This is a genomic window from Pseudomonas sp. ANT_H12B (genome assembly GCF_008369325.1).
Taxonomy (GTDB): Bacteria; Pseudomonadota; Gammaproteobacteria; order Pseudomonadales; family Pseudomonadaceae; genus Aquipseudomonas.
This window is the reverse complement of record NZ_VOBI01000007.1, coordinates 159,825-182,965: the sequence shown is the minus strand read 5'-3', so window position 1 is coordinate 182,965 and position 23,141 is coordinate 159,825. Positions and strand designations below refer to the sequence as shown.

Annotated in this window: 18 protein-coding genes, 1 tRNA gene, 2 pseudogenes and 1 riboswitch; of the genes and pseudogenes, 6 read left to right on the top strand and 15 right to left on the bottom strand. The window is 54.7% G+C overall.

Annotated features, from left to right (window positions below):
• The first annotated feature begins 7 nt into the window (after window positions 1-7).
• Window positions 8-208, top strand: a complete 201-nt coding sequence (locus FQ185_RS30185) for a hypothetical protein (protein ID WP_178113532.1) — start codon at window positions 8-10, stop codon at window positions 206-208.
• 166 nt (window positions 209-374) lie between these two features.
• On the opposite strand, the gene FQ185_RS13405 is transcribed toward FQ185_RS30185, so the two are convergent.
• The 9 genes and pseudogenes from FQ185_RS13405 to FQ185_RS30595 all read right to left on the bottom strand — a co-directional run.
• A complete protein-coding gene (locus tag FQ185_RS13405; RefSeq protein ID WP_149417811.1) occupies window positions 375-644 on the bottom strand; it encodes a short-chain dehydrogenase in 270 nt (89 codons plus the stop codon).
• 436 nt (window positions 645-1,080) lie between these two features.
• Window positions 1,081-1,488 (bottom strand): type II toxin-antitoxin system HicB family antitoxin, encoded by a 408-nt coding sequence (locus tag FQ185_RS13400; protein ID WP_149417810.1) that lies wholly within the window; start codon window positions 1,486-1,488, stop codon window positions 1,081-1,083.
• A gap of 37 nt (window positions 1,489-1,525) precedes the next feature.
• Window positions 1,526-1,705 (bottom strand): type II toxin-antitoxin system HicA family toxin, encoded by a 180-nt coding sequence (locus tag FQ185_RS13395; RefSeq protein ID WP_149417809.1) that lies wholly within the window; start codon window positions 1,703-1,705, stop codon window positions 1,526-1,528.
• A 399-nt stretch (window positions 1,706-2,104) separates the two neighbouring features.
• Window positions 2,105-2,178: transfer RNA gene (locus FQ185_RS13390), tRNA-Gly, on the bottom strand.
• A gap of 181 nt (window positions 2,179-2,359) precedes the next feature.
• The gene (locus tag FQ185_RS13385; RefSeq protein WP_149417808.1) at window positions 2,360-3,244 is read right to left on the bottom strand and encodes an alpha/beta fold hydrolase; all 885 of its coding nucleotides are present in this window, start codon (window positions 3,242-3,244) and stop codon (window positions 2,360-2,362) included.
• A gap of 312 nt (window positions 3,245-3,556) precedes the next feature.
• Window positions 3,557-4,249, bottom strand: a complete 693-nt coding sequence (locus tag FQ185_RS13380) for a pseudouridine synthase (RefSeq protein ID WP_149417807.1) — start codon at window positions 4,247-4,249, stop codon at window positions 3,557-3,559.
• Window positions 4,250-4,306: 57 nt separating this feature from the next.
• Window positions 4,307-4,501 carry a cysteine-rich CWC family protein gene (locus FQ185_RS13375; protein ID WP_149417806.1) on the bottom strand — a complete coding sequence of 65 codons (195 nt, stop codon included), beginning with the start codon at window positions 4,499-4,501 and terminating at the stop codon, window positions 4,307-4,309.
• Window positions 4,502-4,507: 6 nt separating this feature from the next.
• Window positions 4,508-4,935 (bottom strand): annotated as a pseudogene (locus tag FQ185_RS13370) (GGDEF domain-containing protein); the annotation flags it as partial.
• A pseudogene (locus FQ185_RS30595) lies at window positions 4,927-6,502 on the bottom strand (amidase family protein); the annotation flags it as partial. The pseudogenes FQ185_RS13370 and FQ185_RS30595, both read right to left, overlap by 9 nt.
• Before the next feature lie 23 nt (window positions 6,503-6,525).
• A riboswitch (guanidine-I (ykkC/yxkD leader) is annotated at window positions 6,526-6,626 on the bottom strand.
• A gap of 248 nt (window positions 6,627-6,874) precedes the next feature.
• Here FQ185_RS30595 and FQ185_RS13360 point away from each other — a divergent pair.
• The 4 genes from FQ185_RS13360 to FQ185_RS13345 all read left to right on the top strand — a co-directional run bounded on the left by FQ185_RS13360 (window position 6,875) and on the right by FQ185_RS13345 (window position 15,353).
• Window positions 6,875-7,330: a hypothetical protein gene (locus tag FQ185_RS13360; protein WP_149417805.1), complete on the top strand. Its 456-nt coding sequence runs from the start codon at window positions 6,875-6,877 to the stop codon at window positions 7,328-7,330.
• A 313-nt stretch (window positions 7,331-7,643) separates the two neighbouring features.
• Window positions 7,644-8,864 carry a glycosyltransferase family 4 protein gene (locus FQ185_RS13355; protein WP_149417804.1) on the top strand — a complete coding sequence of 407 codons (1,221 nt, stop codon included), beginning with the start codon at window positions 7,644-7,646 and terminating at the stop codon, window positions 8,862-8,864.
• A 31-nt stretch (window positions 8,865-8,895) separates the two neighbouring features.
• Window positions 8,896-9,753 carry a hypothetical protein gene (locus tag FQ185_RS13350; RefSeq protein ID WP_149417803.1) on the top strand — a complete coding sequence of 286 codons (858 nt, stop codon included), beginning with the start codon at window positions 8,896-8,898 and terminating at the stop codon, window positions 9,751-9,753.
• Window positions 9,754-9,755: 2 nt separating this feature from the next.
• Window positions 9,756-15,353, top strand: a complete 5,598-nt coding sequence (locus FQ185_RS13345) for a calcium-binding protein (RefSeq protein ID WP_149417802.1) — start codon at window positions 9,756-9,758, stop codon at window positions 15,351-15,353.
• Window positions 15,354-15,527: 174 nt separating this feature from the next.
• On the opposite strand, the gene FQ185_RS13340 is transcribed toward FQ185_RS13345, so the two are convergent.
• Window positions 15,528-16,631: an enoyl-CoA hydratase/isomerase family protein gene (locus tag FQ185_RS13340; protein WP_149417801.1), complete on the bottom strand. Its 1,104-nt coding sequence runs from the start codon at window positions 16,629-16,631 to the stop codon at window positions 15,528-15,530.
• A gap of 132 nt (window positions 16,632-16,763) precedes the next feature.
• Between FQ185_RS13340 and ung the strand changes: the two genes are divergently transcribed.
• Entirely contained in the window at window positions 16,764-17,456 is a 693-nt protein-coding gene (gene ung, locus FQ185_RS13335; RefSeq protein ID WP_149417800.1) for a uracil-DNA glycosylase, read from the top strand.
• A gap of 101 nt (window positions 17,457-17,557) precedes the next feature.
• Here ung and FQ185_RS13330 read toward each other — a convergent pair whose 3' ends face one another.
• From FQ185_RS13330 to FQ185_RS13310, 5 genes are read right to left on the bottom strand one after another with little or no spacing between them, the layout of a single operon-like run.
• Entirely contained in the window at window positions 17,558-18,598 is a 1,041-nt protein-coding gene (locus FQ185_RS13330) for an AbrB family transcriptional regulator (protein ID WP_149417799.1), read from the bottom strand.
• The gene (locus FQ185_RS13325) at window positions 18,591-20,105 is read right to left on the bottom strand and encodes a tripartite tricarboxylate transporter permease (protein WP_149417798.1); all 1,515 of its coding nucleotides are present in this window, start codon (window positions 20,103-20,105) and stop codon (window positions 18,591-18,593) included. The genes FQ185_RS13330 and FQ185_RS13325 overlap by 8 nt, the downstream gene beginning before the upstream one ends.
• A 1-nt stretch (window position 20,106) precedes the next feature.
• A complete protein-coding gene (locus FQ185_RS13320) occupies window positions 20,107-20,565 on the bottom strand; it encodes a tripartite tricarboxylate transporter TctB family protein (protein ID WP_149417797.1) in 459 nt (152 codons plus the stop codon).
• A gap of 59 nt (window positions 20,566-20,624) precedes the next feature.
• Window positions 20,625-21,602 (bottom strand): tripartite tricarboxylate transporter substrate binding protein, encoded by a 978-nt coding sequence (locus FQ185_RS13315; protein ID WP_149417796.1) that lies wholly within the window; start codon window positions 21,600-21,602, stop codon window positions 20,625-20,627.
• Window positions 21,603-21,641: 39 nt separating this feature from the next.
• On the bottom strand, window positions 21,642-22,934 hold the full coding sequence (locus FQ185_RS13310; RefSeq protein ID WP_149417795.1) for an OprD family porin: 1,293 nt from the start codon (window positions 22,932-22,934) through the stop codon (window positions 21,642-21,644).
• Window positions 22,935-23,141: the final 207 nt, after the last annotated feature.

Sequence of the window (23,141 nt, the reverse complement as noted above, 5' to 3'; positions counted from 1 at the left end):
GGGACAGATGCCGCTGAGCGTCATCTATCCCTTTTTCTGGCTGCTGCAGAAAAATCACTGCGGTTTACTTTTCTTTGAGCGCCTGGCACTCAAGTATTCAAAAATAAACGAAGCAAAGCCGAACAACCCGATCATTGAAATGATCATGATTCCCAACTCTGAACTGTCCATGCTGATCTCGGGGCGAAGGGGTGAGCCGGGAGAATAAGGTATCTGTTTCCGGGCTTGTCGCTTTGCTACGGCTTCTTTACTGGGGCGCGAGGATCTTTACGCAAAATGTACGGACGGCCTTCAGCGATGCGCTTCAACCAGCATCATCATTGGCCGCTGGCGCTATGAAGCAAAAAGGGCGCCCCGAAAGCGCCCGATAATCGTCAGGACGGTTCTGCATCCATGCGCCGAGCGATGACATCCAGCACGTCGCAACCATCGCGCAAGGGGATGCAGCACAATAAAGCGAAGTCGCTGAGGATGACCGAGTCAGAGCTGATTTCACCTCGCATCGCGAGATTCTCGAGAACCTGCGTCACGGCACCGATTCTGTATCTGGCGCTGCTGAGCAGTGAGTGCAATGGTTGCGTGGTGTTGACGTAAAAGGAGGGTAGGTCGTCGGCGTTGCTGGTTAAAGCCATAAATTCTTTCATGAGTGATCACCATGTAGAGAGGATGGCCTACCACTCAATTGTCGCCAAACAATCGGGTGGTAGCTGTACGCGGGTTGGCGAACCGGGCCATGGTAAAACCGGCAGACCCTAGGGTCTCCCACGCACAGCCACCAAAAAAAGGCAGCCAAGTGCGTTCAAAAGCGTTCCGAGAACTCCTCGGAGGCTTCTGTACCATGACGTCGAGTCGCCAAACCCGACACGCCGTTTGGGCGCCGGTCGACTATAGGCCTCATGGTAAAAACACAGCAATGCGCAAGTGTACGGACAATTCCCAGAGTCGTGTAGGACGTTGCTTTTTCTGAATTTCGTCCTCGTTCGGGATCCCGAAGAGAGGGCAATCGACACGTGTTTCACTATTCACGTTGCAAAAAAACCGGCCACTTGGGGCCGGTTTATACATCTCTGAGTCAGCCCATCAACTCTGCTGCAACACCTTAAGCGCTGCCGAGGCCAGAAAACCCGAACGACTTTTCTCTTCCGGATGATGCAGCACGTACTCATCAATCCGATTGAGCAGGTAACCAGGCAGCGTGATATTCAGCTTTTGGGCCTTGCCCAGGTATTTGGTAACGTCGATATCTACCAGTGCCCACGCACAACCCGCGTATTTTGGATTGGCTGCATGCAAGGTCACTTTATTAGCGGGCGGAATGGGAGAACCGTCTTCGGCCAGAATCTCGAAATGGCCTTCAATGGCTTCCCGAGCCATGGCCATCGCGTCGTCCAGATCTTCCCCGGCGGAGAAGCATCCCGGAATGTCGGGGACTTCCACTCCCCAGGCGTGCTCGTCATCGCCCATTGAAATCGCAATTGGGTAAAGCATGTTCATTATCCTCCGAGGACGCAGCGCATCGGGCTCGTCAGAGCAGCGCCTGTTGCAAAATACTGATGGCCGTTTTCTTAAGCAGATCTTTCTTCGGGTGAGGGACGGTCACTAGCCCCGGCTTGCTCGGATGCTTGAAATGATGATGACTGCCTCTGATACGTACCAGGTACCAGCCATCCGCAACGATTTGGCTTATCAAAAATCGGCTATTCACATCACCTCCCTGTGGTGTGCTTGTGGTTACTATACCTACTGGTAATTTGTAATCAACACTATAACCATCGAAACCTTCCTAGGTGCGATGACATAGGCGATAGGGATGGAGTCTAGGGGGGACGCAGTGGCGATGGCTTTAGGCGGGCTTGAATTGAAGTGTTCCGTGTATTTCTAGGTTTTTCCGACAGAACTCAGCTCGCCAGCTCGCGTGTTCGTAGGTATAAAAACCTTAATGCGGGAAGAAATTTGATAATAAATCCGTGTTTTGCGAGAAAAACGCTTACGGAAGTCACTGCCCCAGAAAGCCAAACCCCAGACACAAAAAAACCGGCCATCAAGGCCGGTTTGTCTTTACCTGCATCCCCCGTCAAAAAACCACGTGGGACCAAAATTCGATTGGAGCGGGTGAAGGGAATCGAACCCTCGTTATCAGCTTGGGAAGCTGGAGTAATGCCATTATACGACACCCGCTCAGAGCGGCTGACTTTGTACCAGATGTGCGCATGGAAATGAAGTTTTTCTTTGCGCGAGGCAGCTTTGGCACAGGTGAAACGACAGCATGCATCACGTAACGGTCTATCGCGGGCAAGCCTCGCGTCTACAGGAATGCGTCCAACACTGTAGGGCGGAGCTTGCTCGCGATGACTCTGTTTCAGATGGCCAATGCATGTTGGTCCTGGACGTAGTGGTAACGCGGACGGCTTTCGTGTTGCGCCGGTTTCAGGAAACCCAACAGTGCGTTGCGGCTGTCTTGGCAAGCAGCTTTATGTTCCATGTCGAGAAAGTGGCCGGTGGCCTGCAGGGTGCTGAAGGTGGCGTGTTGCACGTGGTTGGCAAATAACCGGGCGCCATCGGCGGCGGTGTATTCGTCCCATTCGCCGTTCATGAACAGCACCGGCACGTTGATTTTCTCTGAGGCTTTGAGAAAGCACTGGCGATCGCTGTGCAGCAGGTCGCTGATGTGGAAGTGCATTTGCCCGTATTCATGCTCGGCCAGGCTGCTGACGTGGCGATAATTGAAGCGCTTGAACAGCGTCGGCAGGTGTTTGCCAATGGTGCTGTTCACCAGGTTGCCGACCCGGTCGCCATCCCGGCTGCCGAGGTAATCGATGCCGCGCTCGAGGTAATCGAGCATGTGCGCGTTGATCTCCGGGGAGAACGAGCTGATCACGGCTTTTTCGATCCGTCGTGGCTGTTGGGCCAGGGCGACCAGGGTCGCGGCGCCACCCCAGGAAAACGACAGCACGTGTTCGGCGGCGAAGTGGTCGATCAGCTCCAGGAGGATCTGCCCTTCGACTTCCTTGGTCAGCAATTTCTCATGCGCGTTGTGGGCTTTTGACTTGCCCGCGTAGGGCTGGTCGTAGCAGACCACATTGAACTGCGGGTGAAGGTTTTTCACGGTTTGTGCAAACGACGCAGTCGTGGCCATCGAGCCGTTGACCAGAATAATGGTCTTCTCTGCGGCGTCTGCGCGATAGAACTCCGTGTAAACCCGATACTGACCCTGTATATCCAGCACAGCGATTTCTGGCCTCATGTCATAAGACTCCTGGCAAGCGGGTATGCGCGCAAATGAGATTGCACGAGCTTTGTGACAGGTAGGCATACGCCTGGAATTTGAGAGGCCCATGTCGATCCAAACAGTCAGGTCGACGGGTATTGTTATTGGCGGGCAGTCTGCCGGTGCAAAGCGGAACCTGAGGGTTCTCTACCGACAAAAAGTTTCTTAGAAGTATGTTGTGACTCATCGGTCACATTTCGGCCGACGTCCTGATTCAAGCAGGGGGTACGTCATCGCGCAAGTGGCATTCGTAAATTGTTCGACAACTTCTGCTGAGCGGTCGCCTGCTTAGATCAATTGAATCTCTTCGGTGCGTAAAGCGCGGTAATCGCCCGGTTTTAGCGCATTGTCGAGCACCAGCGGGCCCATGGATTCGCGGTGCAGGCGCAGCACCTTGTTGTCGAAGTGGCCGAACATCCGCTTCACCTGGTGATAACGACCTTCGACGATGCTCAGGCGCGCCGATTTCGGCCCGAGTAGCACCAGCTCGGCGGGCAGGGTGGTGAGATCTTCGAACGCGAAGTACAGCCCTTCGGCGAATTTCAATGCGTATTCCGTGCCGATGTTCTGCTCGGTCTCGACGTAGTAGACCTTGGGCAGTTTTGTTTTTGGCTGGGTCAGGCGCCGCGACCAGCTGCCGTCGTTGGTGATCAACATCAGGCCGGTGGTGTTGAAATCCAGACGGCCGGCGATGTGCAGCTCATCGCTGTCCGGCTCATGGATCAGGTCGAGTACGGTCGGGTGTTCCGGATCGCGGGTGGCGCTGACGCAACCGGGCGGCTTGTGCAGCATGAAGTAGCGTGCGGGTTTGCCGACTTGCAGCACGTCCTCATCGACTGTGACGCGGCTGAATTCCAGCACTTCGGCGTGAGGATCGCTGACGATTTTTCCGTCGATCCTCACGCGCTTTTCCACCAGCAACAGACGTACCTGCTTACGGTTGAAGCGGGGCAGGTTGCTGAGGAAGCGATCAACGCGCATGGCTAGAGGTCGATGAGAAAAGGGCCGCGCATCTTACGCGATCGGCCGGGCGCTTGCTTACAACTGCGCCTCGACCCGGGCACAGCTTGGGCACAAGCAGGACACGTCGCGCAGTTCGGCAGGAAGCGCTTCGAGCACGGCCGGGTCGATGCTGACGCCGTAGCACCAGCAGGCGCGGTCGGCGGTTCGCGGGTCGGCCAGCGCGCAGTCGTTGGGTGCGCCGCAAGCGGGGCAGAGGTCAGGTTTTTTCATGGCGGGTTATTCATAACTGGAGTGAAGCATTTCTAGGCAGGTCCGATTGCGGCCGGTTTGTTTGGCCCGATACATCGCATGATCGGCCCGCGAGAGCAACGTGTGCAAGGTGTCATCGGGTTGCAGGGTGGTGAGGCCAATGCTCACCGTCAGTTGCAAGGCCTGATCGTTGTAGGCATAACGCTGCTGCTCGACATGTTGGCGAATTTTCTCGGCGTTTCGGTCAGGCTATCGAGGGTCGCCTGAGCCTGGATCTTGCCCTGATAACGCTTGATCACCCGGTTGAGCAGGGCCAGCACAATCAGCGTGACGACCAGACAGATCAGCAGGTTGAGGTACAGCGACTGGCGGATTTCACTGAGGACGCTGTCTTCGCGCTTGTCGACGAACAGATACCAGTTCAGCTCCGGGATGAACCGTACATTGAGGAAATTGCTCGGCAATTCCCACACTTCTACTGCAATCGCCACGCCGTTTTCCGTCACCCGGACCATCCCGGGACGAAACGGCGGCCCGCCGGCCAGTGCATACAGTTGATAGTCGGGTGAGCTAAACGTCGTCTCGACCAGCCGGGCTCCGCGCTGCTTCAACTGCCAGTTCAGCGCCAACGCATCCAGGTGCGCGCCGCACACCACCCATCTCGCCCGGTCATTGCGCGCAACGGGCTCGGCGTCCAGTTCCGCCAGAGTAACGGGGCGACCAATGGTCGGCGTGACGACACAATCGAGACCTTCCAGCGCTTTGTCGCAAAGGGCTTTCAAGGCTTGGAGCCGGTACTGGGCGCGGAAGGTTTGCACGCCGTTTACCGCCGGAGCCCTGGCCAATACGGCGCGAATCACCGGCAGTACGGCTTCGGGGTTTTGCTCCATCAACTCGCCGGCCACGGGCCTTCGTAGAGCAAGCGCGCTGCTTCGAGGAACGGCGACATATCCAGTTCCAGCGCTTCACCGCCCAAAGCCTTGAGCTGATCGATCGCATCACCGAACAACAGTGGGCCTTCAGGGCAACCGAAGAACTCAAGATCCTGCGCCCCGGGCACGCCGAAACGAAAGGCGCGTGGTGCACCGAACGCCGAGCCGTCATTCCATAGCGGATTGGCGCGACTGTATTCATCACGTGGATCGAGGCGTGCGGTAAGTGCCAGCAACGGACTGGCTTCCCGGGCAGTCGCGGTAAAGGTCGTCACGCAATCCAGCGTGCGACAGGCTGGAACCACCCTTGCCGTGGAGATCAAGCGTTTGGTGGCTTTCAACCGGACCAGATTGTTCAGCGCCGCCGGCACACGTCCAGAACCCGCGGTGTCTGTGCCCAACGAAAAGCACGCCACGCCCAGCGCCACGGCCAGCGAAGCCCCGGCACTCGAACCGCCAGACGGATACTCCGGCAACACGCTGTCGATTGCCAATTGGCAGGCCGGGTCCTCCCAGGACAGCGGCAGATGGACGATGCGCGAGGGCACTTGCAGGTCCTTGGCGGCGCACACGGTGTCCCATTCGCCGGCGACGGTACCGAGAAGATCAGCCAGCGGCAGTTGCTCGGGTTGGTAGTGCACTTGCAGCGAGCGGATGCCCGGTGTCAGGTCGATCACACCGAGCAGGCTTTTGCTTTCCAGCGCTTGCATGAGGGCGTGGGCGCGGAAGCGCAGAACGAGGTCCAGTTCGGGGGCACCGATCTCAAGGAGCAGATGAGTGTCCCCCGACAATCTTGCCACCCGTCGCGTATCGTCCTGCCCGATATCCAATGCCACCGGTGACACAACCCCCTGTGGGAGCTTGCCTGCAATGAAGTTGATGCGGTGTCTGGTCGGGCCTCATCGCGGGCAAGCCCGCTCCCACAGGTATTCCAGTTCAAGGCGAGGTTGCGGGCGGTCTTGAGATCGACCGGGACGAACTGCACTTTGTCCCCGACCTTGAGCTGCCCAAGCTGCCAAAGATCCGCTTCGATCACCGTCACCGGGCAAACAAACCCACCCAGGCTCGGGCCATCCGGGCCGAGGATCAACGCGGCACCGCGAACGGTGGCTTGTCTCCCGGGCTTTTGTCCCGCCGTGTAACCTCAACTGGAGGTCGCCAACTCTCGGACCAGCCACTCGCCTTAGCGAGCCGGAACCCTAGTCAGCCATTGCAAATTGTGGTGCGGCGAACCTGTGAGGGGCGGGCATTCTCCACGTTATTACGGAGGTGGATATCGTGGAGGTCACCGCTAATCAGCGGATGAATGGATGAAAAACCTTTCATCGGCGACTTGTTTCAGTGTGTTTCAGGAACGCACCAGATTTGGAAAACGATGTCTGATCTTTCGACAGTCACCGAATAATTGACTGTCGCCTGCCAGCGTCGCTGGTGTGGCTCACTCGCGGTCCAGGAGGCCGCTATGTATCTGCGAATTCTTCTGATTGCTGTATTGGGATTGTCTCTTGGTGCATGCGTGCCTTATTCCGATGGAGGAGCCAGCTATTACCGTTCTGAGGTCTATACCTCGCCAGCCTATTATGACGGCGGGTCTTACTATTCAGGCGGCGGCGGTTATTACACGCAACCACGCCGGTACTACGCCCCGCCAGCGCGGTATTACCAGCCAACGTCGCGGTATTACCATCAGCCGCGGGTTTTTCAACCGGCACCACGCTATTACCAGTCGTCGCCACGAGCCGATTACCGGGCTCATCAGAATCGCGGCCGGGACGGCCATAACCGTGGCGGTTGGGACGGTCGTAACCGCGGTGGAAACAACGACTATCGCGCCGGCCATGGCGGACGCGACAATCGTGGCGGAAGGGGCGACCACAACGGTCGCGGCGATCACGGTGGCCGAGGCGGCCACCGGTAGTCCTCACAAAAACCACTAAAAAAAAGCGGCGCACCAAGCGCCGCTTTTTTTTAGACTGAGTCAGGCATCGCTCGTTAGGTCGTGACTGGCGTTGGAGGTGAAACCCTCAACGGAATCGTACGGCCGGTGACGGGAAATAAAGAGGGGCGCTCCTACTCGATTCGAAAAATCACTCGTCTCACCCATCTCCTCGGGTGTTCTCGGAACCCTCCTACAGTTTTATTTCTGCGCATTTGTTAGCGTTTGTGCATTCACATTGATGTTGGAAAACGTCAATTTATGGAGGTATCTAAGGAAAGACGCCACTCGAATTATGAATCTACTTATTATTCATCAAAACTTTCCCGGTCAATTTCGGCATGTTGCCTTGGCGGCGCAGAGTCGCCCGGACATCGCAGTGATCGCGATAGGGCGGGATACCGCTCCAGGAGTTCATGGAATAAAGCTTCTTCGATATCGACCTATAAGAAAAACATCAAATTTTGCTCATCCGTATTTGCATAAATTTGAAGAGGCGATATTTGATGGTCAGCAAGTCCGTAGAGTATTGACGAGGCTCAAGCAAGAAGGTTATTACCCTGATGTGATACTCGCTCATCCGGGATGGGGTGAAACACTGTTCGTTAAGGATGTATATCCCGATATTCCGCTCATTAATTTTTGTGAATATTATTATCATTCAAAGGGTGCAGATATGGGGTTCGATCCGGAATTTCCATGTGCCGTAGATGCATCATCAAGGCTTCGTCTCCTGAATTCGATGCATCTTTTGAGCCTTGAGCAATGTGATGTTGGAATTTCGCCAACACATTGGCAACGCAGTCTGTTTCCGCCCATGTATCACTCTAAGATTCATGTGATTCATGAGGGCGTCCCTTTGCATTCTCCCGAACCTGTGCCGGCTGCGTCTGTAAAGTTACCCAGTGGGCACGTGATAAAAGCCGGCCAGTCAACTGTGACGTACGTTGCCAGAAACCTCGAGCCCTATCGTGGGTTTCATAGTTTCATGAGGTCAATTCCATACATTCAAGCCCAGTGCCCAGACGCCCAAATCGTAATAGTAGGAGGAGATAGCGTAAGTTATGGGCGTATGCCTATAGGGTATGAAAACTGGCGCGGCAAAATGGTGGCTGAATTAAAAGTGGATCTTTCAAAGGTGCATTTTACTGGCAACCTGCCTTATGCAACTTATAAAGCTGTTTTGCGGGTTTCAGATGTTCATGTTTATTTAACTTATCCCTTCGTTCTGTCTTGGTCATTGCTAGAGGCTATGGCATCTGGATGTGTCGTTATAGGTTCCGATACCGCACCAGTCAAAGAGGTGATTGTTGATGGTGTAAATGGATTGCTGGTGGATTTCTTTGATGGTGAAGCTATAGCGGGAAAGGTTTGCAATGTTCTACGGTCTCCGGGTGATTTTAGTTTAATTAAAAAATCTTCGAAATTAACAGCGAGCAGATTCGATGTAGAGCATGGTGTAAAAGGCTATTTTGAGATTTTTGATCGCGTGATGTCCGGTTGTTGTTCTAGATAGGTTGTTTGATCATTTTAAAATGGAGTTTGAAATGCATAAATTTTTTCGCAAAGGTGTAAGTCGGTGGTATAAGGCGATACTGAAGTACGGTTTGGTTTTGGCTCTGTGTTATTGGGTTGTGGATTTTTATATTGAATGGGAGCGCATGGCAGAAGCAAGAGAACATCATTATCAGGAATCAAAAAAATGTAGTCAAAAACTTGCTGGTATGGAACACGTTCCTATATTGGGAGGAGGGCTCCTTGATAGAACTAAAATACCAGGGTTTCATTTTGGTTCTTCAACGAGGGACGGGCTGTGTATTGCAGATGTTCTTGAGGGTTCTTTTTGGTGGACGGGGACTGAGATCCGCACAGAATATCAGGAGAGCGGGAAAGAAAAACCATCTGGCTGGGGTCATTTCAATGTGGCTGCCAGGCTGTATACAAAAAAAACATCCACCGAACCGTACAATATGGGATTTAAGGTTGTTGATTGGCCTGAAGAACTGATTGTGAAACTCAAAAATTATCCAGGCTTGGAGCTTTGGCTAAATGAGCGACCTCCTAGTAATAAGAATGAGTTCTCAGTTACAGATTTTGTAATACGTGACTGGCGCCGACGTGACGGAACACCGCGCACGATATCGTGTGACGGTTTGGGGTCCCCGAGGAAGAAAACTTTAGAAAGTGGAGTGAGTAAGGCGGACCTGTTGAGGTTTAATAAATCGCAACTGGAAAATTTAGATTTTGGTGATTTGAATGCCTATTGTACGGTTGGATTGCATGATTTCGATTTTGCAGGTGGGGATGCTCGTATAGGAACTGGAACTGGTTCGTTACGTGGGGCTCCCATGGCGCTTCGATTGCTTAGTGAATATCTTTCGCGTTCCATAATTACAGGGAAGTAACTATGAGCTATGTTTTTAGTGTTTCAGAACAAAAAATAATTTTCGATGCGATCGGTATATGCAATGGGATGGTGTTTGATTCGGAAAAAGAACGATACAAAGCAGTAGCTATAGAAGGAAGAAATTGCACACCTTTCTATCAAGAGCTGTCCAATATTATTGGTGAGAAACTTTCTGGGAGAGTTGTGTTCGATGGGAACGTCAAGCGTGCTTTAAAAAGTGCCAAGCTCTGGCTTGATGTGGCGATTGATGCCAATGGAGGAAACGGTGCTTACTCTGCTCTAATTCGTGCCTATACGTTACGGCAAGGACAACTGAGGCTGAATGAAACGTTTAGCGCTGATTTGATGCAACAAGCATCTAATGGGGTGGCAGCCAATTTTGTAAATACTCTGGTATACGGATCAGTTAAAGATGATTTGGCGCCGTGGACCGTACCTTTAATTAGCCAAATCGCTTCCATCGATGCAAGAGCTGTCGGTGAAATATTGTTCGAAGACAAGAGTGGCGCAGTAGACACTGCCTCAAGTCGTAATTCAGGATGGTCGGGCACAATCGCGTTTAGCCTGTTGGGTGGGGAGTTTCCATATGAAACGTGGAGACTAATCTCGGCAGGTGATCCCGGGTCGGAAATAAAAGGCAGTCATGAACAAGCAAAGGTTAATAGAATCGATGATTTCAAAAATATCCTGTTTGCCATAGATTCATACAGTGTGGCGCTTGAAGCAGTGATCAAAAATTTCGGCAGAAATATTTTTCAGAGCTTGTTTTCAGTTGTGCCAGAACAGATAAATGTGGCGCTTAGTAGTGGAAGTGTTAATCCGTTAATCCAGTATGTGGTTAAAGGTACGCCTATCTCACCCGTGGTTAATCTGATATTAAGATACGGCGTGAATGCCTTCTTTGACATGTTTAGACAAACCTACGAAGGTGACGCTACTTTTACGGCGACCACGGATGAAACGTTTGTTGCTAACGCCTATGCATTTTTCTCATCGCTCTCACCGAGTCAATCCCAAAGCATTGTTGCCAAGACTATTGGGGAATACGGCAGTGCTTCGGAGTGGGGCGTACTAGCCGCCGCGGATACGTCTACCGGGCAGGCGTTACGTAACGCTCTAAAACACCTGAGTGAAATAGTTATAGGAAGAGGCGAAGATTTTTCAGGTCATGGTCTGGAACTCTATGACTCGAAAACCGGCGAAGGTGTCATTACGGAGCAATGGTTATTTGATCGCGCAGATATGCTAGGCCGCCTGATAGCCAGAACCAACGGATCATTCGGTGAAAACACGGCTCAGAAATTCTCTTACTTAGATCTCGTATCAGGTAAACAGGCGCCAATGACTACAGGGGTTTCAAATCCTCTGGTTATGTTTGGTGATGATGGAGGCCGTTCGTTCAGCGGTGGAACAAATATCGACCATCTCTATGGTGGTGCTGGCAATGACACGATCAATGGCCTGGACGGGAATGATCATATTGAAAGTAGTCATGGTAACGATTCGTTAACGGGCGGAGATGGAAATGATGCGTTGCTCGGGATGTCCGGTGACGATGTCTTAGTGGGTGGTAAAGGTAACGATATTCTGATTGGCGGCGCAGGCAATGATCGATATGAATTTTCGAGTGACGATGGAACCGATCAGATTTTCGATTTGAACGCCGATGGTCAGATACTCATAAATGGCCTTCCGATACCTCCCCCAAAACGTAATGGCCCTCTGAGCAATACCTGGATCACTGAAGATGGCGCCATTACTTTAACCCTCATCGAAGAACTCGCTGAAAAAACACTTAATATCAAATACGGTCAGAATGACCTGATTGTCATAAGACACTACACACCGGGAATGTTCGGTATCCAACTTCCAGGCTACGTAACCCTTCGCTTTGCGAAGCCCCATCTCACCATCACCGGTGACCGAAAAGCTGAAGATGCCGATCCGGATGTTCCCGGTGAACAGCTTTCTTACGATGAACTAGGCAACGTTGTGGTGATGCCGAAGGTAAAACAGGGTAACCGGGCAGACGTGCTGCACGGATCGTTTAGCCACGACATGCTCATTGGACTCGGTGGTTCCGATCGGTTATTCGGTAAAGCCGGCGATGATCGTTTGTTTGGAGATAAGCAGGCCACTATCAAAAAGGCGATGACTGGCGGAGCCGGTCGTGGACGAGCAAGTCGTGGCGATTGGCTTGATGGGGGGCTGGGTGACGATCTCCTGGTCGGTAGTTCATCCACAGACATGCTACTCGGAGGTGCCGGAGGAGATACGCTGGTTGGCGGGGCGGGCGACGACAATCTATCAGGTGATGGTATGACCGGTGGCTTGTTGGACAGTTGGGACTTCAAACGCGTTGAACTCCCTTTTGGCAAGGATAGTAGCAGGTGGCATGTAGGCCTCTCCGATGCCTCCATTAGTACGGCCGTAGAAGGTGGCAACGACATTCTTTATGGCCAGGGCGGTCACGATTTTATAACTGCTGGCGGGGGGGACGATTTACTCGATGGCGGCCCCGGGAATGATGTCATGGGCGGCGATCAAGGAAATGACACCCTCCTCGGTGGCAGTGATGACGACATCTTATTGGGAGACAACCACGATTCCGCTGGCGGGCTCAAAAGCAGGAGCCATGGAAACGATTTGTTGGACGGTGGTGATGGCAATGACGAACTTCACGGTAATGGTGGTAGCGATGTGTTGTACGGCGGCCTCGGTAACGATGAGCTAAAGGGCGATGACTTTGAGTTGCAGGGTATTGAGGGTGATGCAGCCCATTATTTCGGGAGTGACTTTCTGGATGGTGGCGCGGGAAACGACACCCTCCAGGGTGGCGGTGCTGATGATTCACTTTATGGCGGAGCAGGTAACGATAATCTCTCTGGCGACTACCTCACTCATCCAGTTCACTACCACGGTGAAGATTTTCTTGATGGCGGTGTTGGTGATGACACGCTTTTAGGCATGGGTGGCTCCGATACGCTGATAGGGGGACAAGGTAATGACGCCCTGGATGGAGATGAGCACAACCTGAAAGCGGGAGGAACTAATGATGACTACATTCAAGGAAATGCAGGAAACGACACGCTTTGGGGAGGCTTGGGCGCCGATACACTTTATGGAGGTGCTGATGACGACTTCTTGCTGGGTGATTATGAGCTAAGACCCGAAACGGAACATGGCGCAGATTATCTTGATGGAGGTTCAGGTAACGACACTCTGTTAGGTGGTGGTGGAAACGACACGTTATATGGTGGTGCAGGTGTGGATTATCTTCGCGGTGGTCCCGGCAATAACGTTTTTGGAGGAAGCAGCGGCAACGACTATCTGGATGGGCAAGACGGCGATGATACTTATCATTTCGGCGTCGGTGATGGTCTCGACGTCATCGCAGATACAGGCGGAAATAACGTCATAAAATTTGGATCTGGATTTACTGCGGATAGTTTAAAGGCTGACATCATTGTTGTTGATGTTGGGCCGGTATTACGGCTGTCGAACGGTTCAGGTGACGCCATTCTGATCCGTAATTTTGAAAAATGGCAAAACTCATCATTTAGTTTCAGTGACGGGGGGACTTTAAATTTTCAGGATGTTATGAAAATAGTCCAGGGTCCGGTAGACGTTTCGTCTTTGGTAGAAACATCTCTGGGGGGTGGTGAAGATGGAAGTAGCGTCGGGGCTACAGATAACCCTGATGTTTCGGAGCAAGCCGGAGGTAGTGACAGTTCTGATGGGGAGGCGGGCATTAATAATGCTGCGACCGATACTCCGCGCCTTGAAGGTGATAATGAAAAGCTATGGGGCGAAGAGTTTCTGGCGAACATGAAAAAGCGCCGCTCGGCATTCATACTGGCATCGGGGTTCGTGCTAAATGCTCAGGGCGCCTGGGGCAAAACCCATATTACTGATGATGAGTACAGCTACCACGAAAAAACCAATTTAATTGTTGAAAGCTTTCAGGCGGGATCATTGACGGAAACTCCGGATCGAATGAGTCTTGTTTCTGGTAGAGCAGTACTCAGTGAGAGATCCTCAAATACAACGACCCGCACTGAGTCAATACCTTCAGTGGTGGGTGGGCTGAAATATACGCCAATACAAGAGCCGAAATACTATCCCTCTGGCTCAAGCTATAGCGGGTTTGCTTTAAGTGCTGGGGAAGTTGTCATCGAAAATAAAAGCGTCACTGGTGTCATTCAAGGTTGGTATGTTTATCCTGCTGGAAGCTTCGAAGATGGTGCGGTTAGTTACAAACAGTTCAGTTGGGATGTCACGACTGAAATCATTAGGCACCAAGTTGTTCAGGGCGATAATGCAGGCGGTAGGGTAAATCTCGAAGGTGGCAACATTTTTCATGGCGGGACGGGCGATGATTTAGTAGTCACCTGTAAGGATCCCGACGCTTATTATGGTGAACATGAAGGTAAGACACCCGGTGCGTTTCTTTCAGGCGGGGCAGGAGGAAACGATACGCTGCTTGGATCAGACGGTGCGGATTATTTAATCAGTGGCTCAGGGCATGATTGGCTTTACGGTGAGAACGGTCCTGATACTTATATAATAGGCGCGCATGCTGGAGCGACTACCATTATTGCGGATATGTTAAGCCCTGTTTTTCTCAGCCCTGAAGTTGGGGTTGCTGGGTGGAAATCTGAGTCCGGACTAGACGACACTGATACCGTTAGACTTCCGGATGGAGTAGTTCTTGAGCAGTTGCAATTAAGTTGGGGTGCCGTATTGGTTGAAGCGGTCAATGTAGAGTTATCACCAAAACCACAGCGTGGCACCTATCGCAGTCCACCCCGAGGGCTGATGCTGTACTCAACACTTGATATTTCCTGGGGTAAGGAACAACAGGTCCGTATTGTATTGCCAAATGCAAGTGATTCTGCTGGTTCTGGTATTGAAATTATAAAGTTTGCAGATGGTGCGACCATTCGCTTGGAACAGCTTATCGCTAACAGTAAATTAGATCCTGCGCCTGATATTTACCATAGTGGTGTTTTGGTGTCCGATGCTCCTTTGGTCAGATCGTCTCGTGATAATAAAGCGCTTCCTCTCGTTGGTGGTCGAGGTGATGACACTTTGAGTGGGGCAGGTGAGATAAGAGGCATGCAGGGAGATGACTCGATCTCGGGCGGTCCAGGAGACGATGTTCTTTGGGGCGGACCGGGTGATGACACTCTAGCGGGTGGCGCGGGCAATGACGTTTACAAATATGACGGGCTGGGAAGAGATTTGATTGTTAATGCATCTGGCGGTATTGATGGAATCGATTTTACGGATTTCGATGCATCCATCCAACAGCTAAAATTTTACCGCGATAATGATGATCTTGTCGTAGTGGTGAATTATGGTTCGTCTCCGAAGATACGAGTGGTTAATCATTTTTTAGGAGGCGATGCTGCGATAAGTTTTATAAGAGTACAAGGAGTGGACAGAACTCCTCAAGACTACACTGCGGGCCAACTTGTTGAACTTCTACACGCTTTACCCCCGCTAAGGGATGTGGAAGGCATCTTGTTGCGTAATGACGATGAGGCGTTGCAGGCAGTGAAGGAAATAATACAATTTTATGGGCTTGACGGTTAACTATTACTTCGATGCCAAAGTTGATGACTACAAACTATTCCTCCGCTTGCGGTAAGAGGCTCGTTCCGGGAATAGGGTAGGAACGAAGTGCAGTTAACAACGTGTACGAGCATGGCTTGCCTGCGATAAGCCCTTGAGATAGCCATCGCGGGCAATGCCCGGATTTCAGTATTCCTACAGATCGGCCAGAGGATGCCGGCCTTCCCAAGCCTTGTGGAAATGCGCTTCTACCACCGCATCCGGCAGGTTATTGATGTCTGGCCAGTGCCAATGGGGTTTTTGATCCTTGTCGATCAACCGTGCGCGCACGCCTTCGCTGAACTCGGGATGACGGCAGCAGTTGAGGCTCATGGTGTATTCCATCTGAAAGACTTGCGCCAGCGACATGTGCCGGGCGCGGGCGATCTGTTCCCACACCAGATGAGCGGTCAGGGGCGAGCCTTCGCTCATGGTTTTCGCGGCACGGCTGAGCAGCAGATCCGTGCTGTCGCGCAGCTGGCTGATGGCCTTCCAGGCGCAGCGCACGTCGCTGACATCCAGCAGGTCATCGATCTGCTGGCGTCGCGGTAACCACTGGGCTTCGGGCATTTGCGCGATCGCTTCCTGCTGCAAGGCCTTGAGCAGGCTGTTCAGCTGCATCGGCGTCTGTTCCTGCCAGTTCAACTGCAGCAGGCCTTCCATTAGCTCTTCCTGCTGTTCATCGAGCAGGAAACGGTCGGCCAGGTCCAGATCGATCGCATCGCGACCGTTCATATGGGCGCCGGTCAGGCCGAGAAACAATCCGAGTTTGCCGGGCAGGCGAGACAGAAACCAACTGGCCCCGACATCCGGGTACAAACCGATACTGATCTCCGGCATCGCCAGGCGGCTGCTCGGCGTAACAATCCGGATGCCCGACCCTTGCAGCAGCCCCATGCCGCCGCCGAGCACATAGCCATGCCCCCAGCAGATCAGCGGTTTAGGGTACGTGTGCAGATTGAAGTCCAGGCGATATTCCGCCGCAAAGAAATGCGCGGCCAGCGGCGGCACTTCGCCGGGATGGGCGCGACAGGCTTCCACCAGGCTGCGGACTTCGCCGCCGGCGCAAAAGGCTTTGGCACCGTTGCCGCGCAGCACGACGCAGACGATTTGTGGTTCTTTGGCCCAGACGTCCAGTTGATCGCGCAAGGCGTTAATCATCGGCAAGGACAGGGCATTGAGGGACTTTTCGGCATCCAGGCTGGCGACTCCGATGCGTGCGCCGTCGGTGCCAGTGAGTTCTTCGAAGTGCAGATTCATCGTGACCTCGATCGGGAATTTGAGCGTTCAGTATGATCGCTATGTAGGAAAGTGCCGGATCTGCGTCAGATCAATTGACAAGCGTGATGGGCTTTCCTAGGGTTCGCCCCATTGTTTTTGCCGGATGTAACCATGACTGCTGACGACCGTATCAAACTCGAACCGAGCTGGAAGGAGGCACTGCGTGCCGAATTCGACCAGCCCTACATGGCAGAGTTGCGCAACTTCCTGCAAGAGGAGCGCGCGGCGGGCAAGGAAATCTACCCTCCAGGACCGATGATTTTCAACGCACTCAATTCGACGCCGCTGGATAAAGTCAAAGTCGTCATCCTCGGCCAGGACCCGTACCACGGTCCGGGGCAGGCCCACGGCTTGTGCTTTTCGGTGCAACCGGGCGTACCGGCGCCGCCGTCGCTGGTGAACATCTATAAAGAGTTGAAACGCGATCTGAATATCGACATCCCGGCCCACGGTTGCCTGCAAAGCTGGGCTGACCAGGGCGTGCTGATGATCAACACCACCATGACCGTGGAACGCGCCAACGCCAACGCCCATGCAGGCAAAGGCTGGCAACACTTTACCGATCGGATTATCGAAGTGGTCAGTGAGCACCAGCCACACCTGGTGTTCCTGCTGTGGGGCGCGCATGCCCAGAGCAAACAGAAGCTGATCGATGCGACCAAGCATTTGGTGCTGACCTCGGTGCATCCGTCACCGCTGTCCGCTTATCGCGGTTTTCTTGGATGCGGGCACTTCAGCCGGACCAATAAGTTTCTTGAACAGAATGGCGAGACGCCGATCGAGTGGCGGTTGCCGCCGGTTTGATGCGCGACCGCAAGGGCCTCATCGCGGGCAAGCCCGCTCCCACAAGGATCACGCGAACCCTGTGGGAGCGGGCTTGCCCGCGATGGTGGCGACTCGGTCTATCAGGGTGATTCCGGCTCCCGGTTCCAATACTTGAATAACGGCTCCGCCAGAAACAACACAAACAACAACCGCATCACCTGCATCGCCGTCACCAGCGGCACCGATAATTGCAGCGTCTCGGCCGTCAGGCTCATCTCCGCAATCCCGCCGGGCATCATGCCCAACGTCAGTGAACGCAGATCCAGATGGGTCAGCGCACTCAACCCCAGCGCCGCCAGCGTGGCGATCAACATGGTCAACACCGTGCCGAGCAAGGTCCGGCCCATGAAGGACGGAGCGCGACGGAAAAACTGTCGATTGAAGTGACAACCCAACCCGCTACCGATCAGCCATTGACCGACCTGACTACCGCCATGAGGCAAACCGATGTGCAGATCCCAACCAATGCTCACCGTCGCACTCACCAGCAACGGCCCGAACAGCCACGGATTGGGTTGACGCAGACGCTCCCAGAGCCAGGCGGCGAGGGCGCCCGCCGGGAACAGAAGCGCCAACCAGCGCCAGTCAACGGAAGTGGCATGGAATAGCGGTGTACCGTCCCCCAGCAAATACTTGAAGGCCGCCGGCACACACAGCACCACCACCAACACCCGCAGGCTTTGCCCCGCCGCCACACGACTGAGCACCGCGCCATTGCGGGCGCCGAGGTTGACCATCTCTCCGGAGCCGCCGGGCATGCTGGAAAAAAACGCGGTGGCGCGATCTTCACCGGTACGCCGCATCAACCAGACCCCGACCACGGCGGACAGGCTGGTGACCAATGCACCGAAAAAGATCAGGCCGAAATGGCTCAAAACCTGCTCCATCACCACCGGGGTGAAGTGCAGGCCGATGCCGATGCCGACAATCCACTGGCCGCACTTGCGGCCGCCAGGGATTTCCGCCAATTGCCAGGGTGTCAGGCAACGCACCAGGATGATCGCCAGCAACGAGCCGACCATCCACGGTAGCGGCCAGCCAATCTGGCTGGCCAGATAACCACCCAACAGACCGACCAGCGGAGTTCCCCACCAGGCTTTGAAGGGTGTTCGATCAGACATCGGCGATAACGCGCCGGGTGACCGAACGTTTGCGCCAGATTCGCAGGATCGGCATGAACAGCATGATTGCGGTCAGTACCCAGACACCGAAGGTGATCGGGCTCGACCAGAGGATTTCCAGCGCACCGTTGGAAATCGACAGGGCGCGACGCAGGTTCTGCTCCATCAGGCCGCCAAGGATGAAACCCAACAGAACCGGCGACAACGGGAAGTCCAGCTTGCGCAGGATGTAACCGAAGATGCCGATGCCGATCATCAAGAACAGGTCGAAGGTGGTGGCATGCACCGCGTAGACGCCGATGCCGGTGATGATCGCAATCACTGGCACCAGTGCCCAGTTCGGCACGGCGAGGATGCGGGTGAAGATGCGGATCATCGGAATGTTGAGGATCACCAGCATGATATTGGCGACGAACAACGAAGCGATCAGGCCCCAGACAATGTCCGGTTGCTGCTGGAACAACAGCGGGCCCGGGGTGATGTTGTACAGCGACAGCGCGCCGATCATCACCGCCGTGGTACCGGAACCCGGAACGCCGAGCGTCAGCATCGGCACCAGGGCACCGCAGGCTGCGCCGCCGATGGCGGTTTCCGGCGCCGCGAGGCCACGCATGTCGCCTTGGCCGAACGTGCCATTGGCGCCGGCGATACGTTTTTCGGTCATGTAGGCCACGGCACTGGCGAGTGTTGCGCCGGCACCCGGCAGAACGCCCATGATGAAACCGAGCAGACCGCAACGGATGTTCACCACGAACACCGACGAGGCTTCCTTGAAGTTGAACATCATCCGGCCAGTAGCTTTCACCGCTTCCTGGCCGCGATGGGTTTTTTCCAGCAGCAGAAGGATTTCACTGATGGAGAACAAGCCCAGTACCAGCACAACGAACTGAATGCCGTCGGTCAAGTGGATGTTGTCCCCGGTGAAACGGTACACGCCGCTGTTGGCATCGATCCCGACAGTCGACAAAAACAAACCGATCAGCGCGGCGATGAAGGTTTTCAGTGGTCGATCACCGGCCATGCCGCCGAGGCAGACAATCGCGAACACCATCAGCACGAAATACTCTGCCGGTCCAAAGGCAATCGCCCATTTCGCCAGCAGCGGGGCGAACAGCACCATGCCGCAAGTGGCGATGAACGCACCGATGAACGAACTCCACGCCGACAGCGACAACGCTACACCGGCCAGACCCTTACGGGCCATCGGGTAACCGTCGAGGGTGGTCATGACGGTGGAGGCTTCGCCCGGAATGTTCAGCAGGATCGAGCTGATCCGGCCGCCGTATTCACAACCCAGGTACACCGCCGCCAGCAGGATCAGCGCCGACTCCGGTGGCAGACCGAGGGCGAACGCAATCGGAATCAGCAACGCCACGCCGTTGATCGGCCCCAAGCCTGGCAACAGCCCGACGACGGTGCCGATCAGGGTGCCGCACAGCGCGGTCACCAGGTTGTACGGGCTCAGCGCGACGCCGAAGCCCTGACCCAAATAGCCAAGAGTATCCATATCAGTTCTCCAGAACGTCGAGCACGCCCAGCGGCAGTGGCACGTCCATCACCTTGTCGAACAGCAGATAAAGACCGATAGCCATCAGGCTGATGATCACCGTGCTGGGTAGCCAGCGGCCGCCATACAGACGTGCCATCGGGATGCCAATCAGAATGCTGGCGACGATGAAACCAAGGGGCTCGAAGGCCCCGGCGAACACCAGCAACAGCAGTACGCAGAGGCCGATTTTGATCAGGGTTTCACGGTCGAGTTTCGGGTCGTCATCGCTGTGGACGATCGGTGTCGGGCGAAACACCATGTACAGCAGACCAAGGCCCATCAGGCCGAGCATCAATAGCGGGAAGGCTCGCGGCCCCACCGGTTCGTAGGAAAAAGCCGCTTGATACGGCCACGCCATCAGCGCCAGGCCAACACAGACCAGCAACAGCGCCGAAGCGAAAATGCGTTGTAAGAGCATGGGAAACTCCTGTGCCACAGCCCCACAGAACGGGGGCCGCAGCCGCTAGACAGAGGCGATCACTGAATCAGGCCGAACTCTTTGGCCAGCACTTTGTAGTCCGCGACCTGCTTCTTCACGTAGGTGTCCAGCTCCTGGCCGGTCATGGCGAACGGGAACAGTTCACGCTGATCGCGCAACTTGGCGAAATCGTCGGATGCCAGCAATTTGTCGAAGGCCTCTTTCCACCAGGCGTAGTCTTCGTCGCTGACCTTTGGCCCGAGGTAGAAACCGCGAACCACCGGCCAGACGATGTCGTAGCCTTGCTCTTTGGCGGTCGGAATGTCTTTCATTTCCGGCTCGTCCAGACGCTTCTCGGAGAACACCGCGAGCAAGCGCATATCGCCGCTCTGGATGTGCGGCATGGAGTCGGAGATGTCGGTGCTGCCGACCTGGATGTGGCCGCCGAGCAGGGCAGTGGCGATTTCACCGCCACCTTCGAGGGCGACATAACGCAGGTCTCGCGGGTTGATGCCGGCGGCCTTGGCAATCAGCGCGGTTTGCATCCAGTCCTGGCTGCCGACGGTGCCGCCGGAGCCGATCACCACTTTGCTCGGATCTTTCTTCAACGCCTGAACCAGATCGTCCAGGGTCTTGTAAGGCGAATCGCTTTTCACCGCGATGGCGCCATAGCTTGTTCCAACCGCCGCCAGCCAGCGCACGGCGTTTTCATCAAAACGGCCGAACTTGCCTTGAGCCAGGTTCAGCAGCGAACCGCTGGACCACGCCACCAGCGTACCCGCGTCGGCAGGACGTTGAGCGACCACCGCGTTGTACGCCACCGCGCCGACACCGCCGGGCATGTAGGTCACGCGCATCGGTTTGGTCAGCAGTTTCTCGTTGACCAGCGCGCTTTGCGCCAGTTTGCAGGTCAGGTCGAAACCGCCACCCGGCGAGGCCGGGGCGATGCATTCCGGGCGTTTGGGCTCGGCCATCAGTTGGCCGGCAAACAGCAAACAGCTGGCGGCTAGAGCAACTTTACGCAGTGATAAGGTCATTTGAGTCTCCACGAGAATTATTGTTATTGGACGTGATATTTACCAAAGGGCAACGCTATAGCTCACCAGCAAACGCACTTCATCGGCATCGCGGGCGGAGTAATTGGAGCGGTAAGTGGCATTGCGAAGGCGCACCGCGACGTCCTTGAACGTGCCGCTTTGTACGACATATTTGATCTCGGTGTTGCGTTCCCACTCTTTGCCTTCGTCACCGTTCTTGAGCTTGATGTTGTCACCGCTCAGGTAACGGCTCATGAAACTCAGGCCGGGGATGCCGAGTTTGGCGAAGTCGTAGTCGTAGCGCGCCTGCCAGGAGCGTTCTTCGGCGCCGGCAAAGTCGTTGATCTGAACGAAGTTGACCAGGTACGGGTCACTGCCATCGACATAAGGGAACGCGCTGTCGCCGGACATGTGCTGATAACCGGCGCTGAATTTATGCCCGCTCAAGGCGTAGCTCACCAAGCCGTTCAGGGATTTGTTGTCGATCTTGCCGCCACGGGCCGCGCCTTGGTCATCGCTGATTGCCAGTCGCAAGTCGGTGCCGAAAGTGCCTGGGCCGAACGGCTGCGAGGCGACCACGCCGAGGAAGTGCTGGTTATAGACTTCATCGAGTTGTGCGAAGTGGTAGCTGCCGGTGATTTTGTCGGTGAACTTGTAGTCCACGCCGCCAAAGTCGAAGTGCTTGCCAGCGACAGTGCCGGCAAAACGGCTGTTCTTGTTGTTGAGGGCGATGTCCTCGAAGTCGGTGCTGTCGCGGTCCTTGGCTTTCTCCAGTCGCCCGCCGGTGAAGGTCAGGTTCTTGATCTCTTTGGAGGTCAGCAGGCCGCCTTCAAAGGTCTGCGGCAGGATGCGTCCGTCGTTGGGCTTGAGGATCGGTAGCTCAGGAATCAGGCTGCCTATTTTGAGTTCGGTGGCGGAGATTTTCACTTTGCCGGTCAAGCCCAGTTTGGAGTACTCATCCGCCGCGCGGCCGTCGTCGTGGGTCGGCAGCAAACCGGTGCCGGTGCGGTCCGGGCTCGAATCGAGCTTGACCCCCAGCATGCCCAGCGCATCGACACCGAACCCCACGGTGCCGTCGGTGTAACCCGATTGCAGATTGAGCATGAAGCCTTGGGCCCATTCATCACGCTTGGATTGCTGGGCGCTGGTACCGTCGCGAAAGTCACGGTTGAAATACATGTTGCGGGTTTCGAGGGTTGCCGTGCTGTCTTCGAAAAAAGCAGCCTGGCTCAACGGCGAAAAGCCGGCGAAGGCGGCGGCACTGGCAAGGGCGGTCTGGCTGAGGCGGGAAAAACGAACAGGCGGTCGAGCCTGAAGCTGCATGGACAGCATCGTGTAGTACTCCGTTTATTGTTCTTATTGGCGAAAACGCTTCGTGGCGTTTTTCGTATCGCTATGTGCCTAGCGTCGGGCAGTCGAAACTGTCCGTGGCTTGACTCTAACGGGCTAACCTTTCGCTAACCTTTCAGCTGACATTCAGCGTTTTTGCGCTTCACAGTGGCGGATGCGGCTGTAAACTCCGCGCCAAAGAATGGCGTC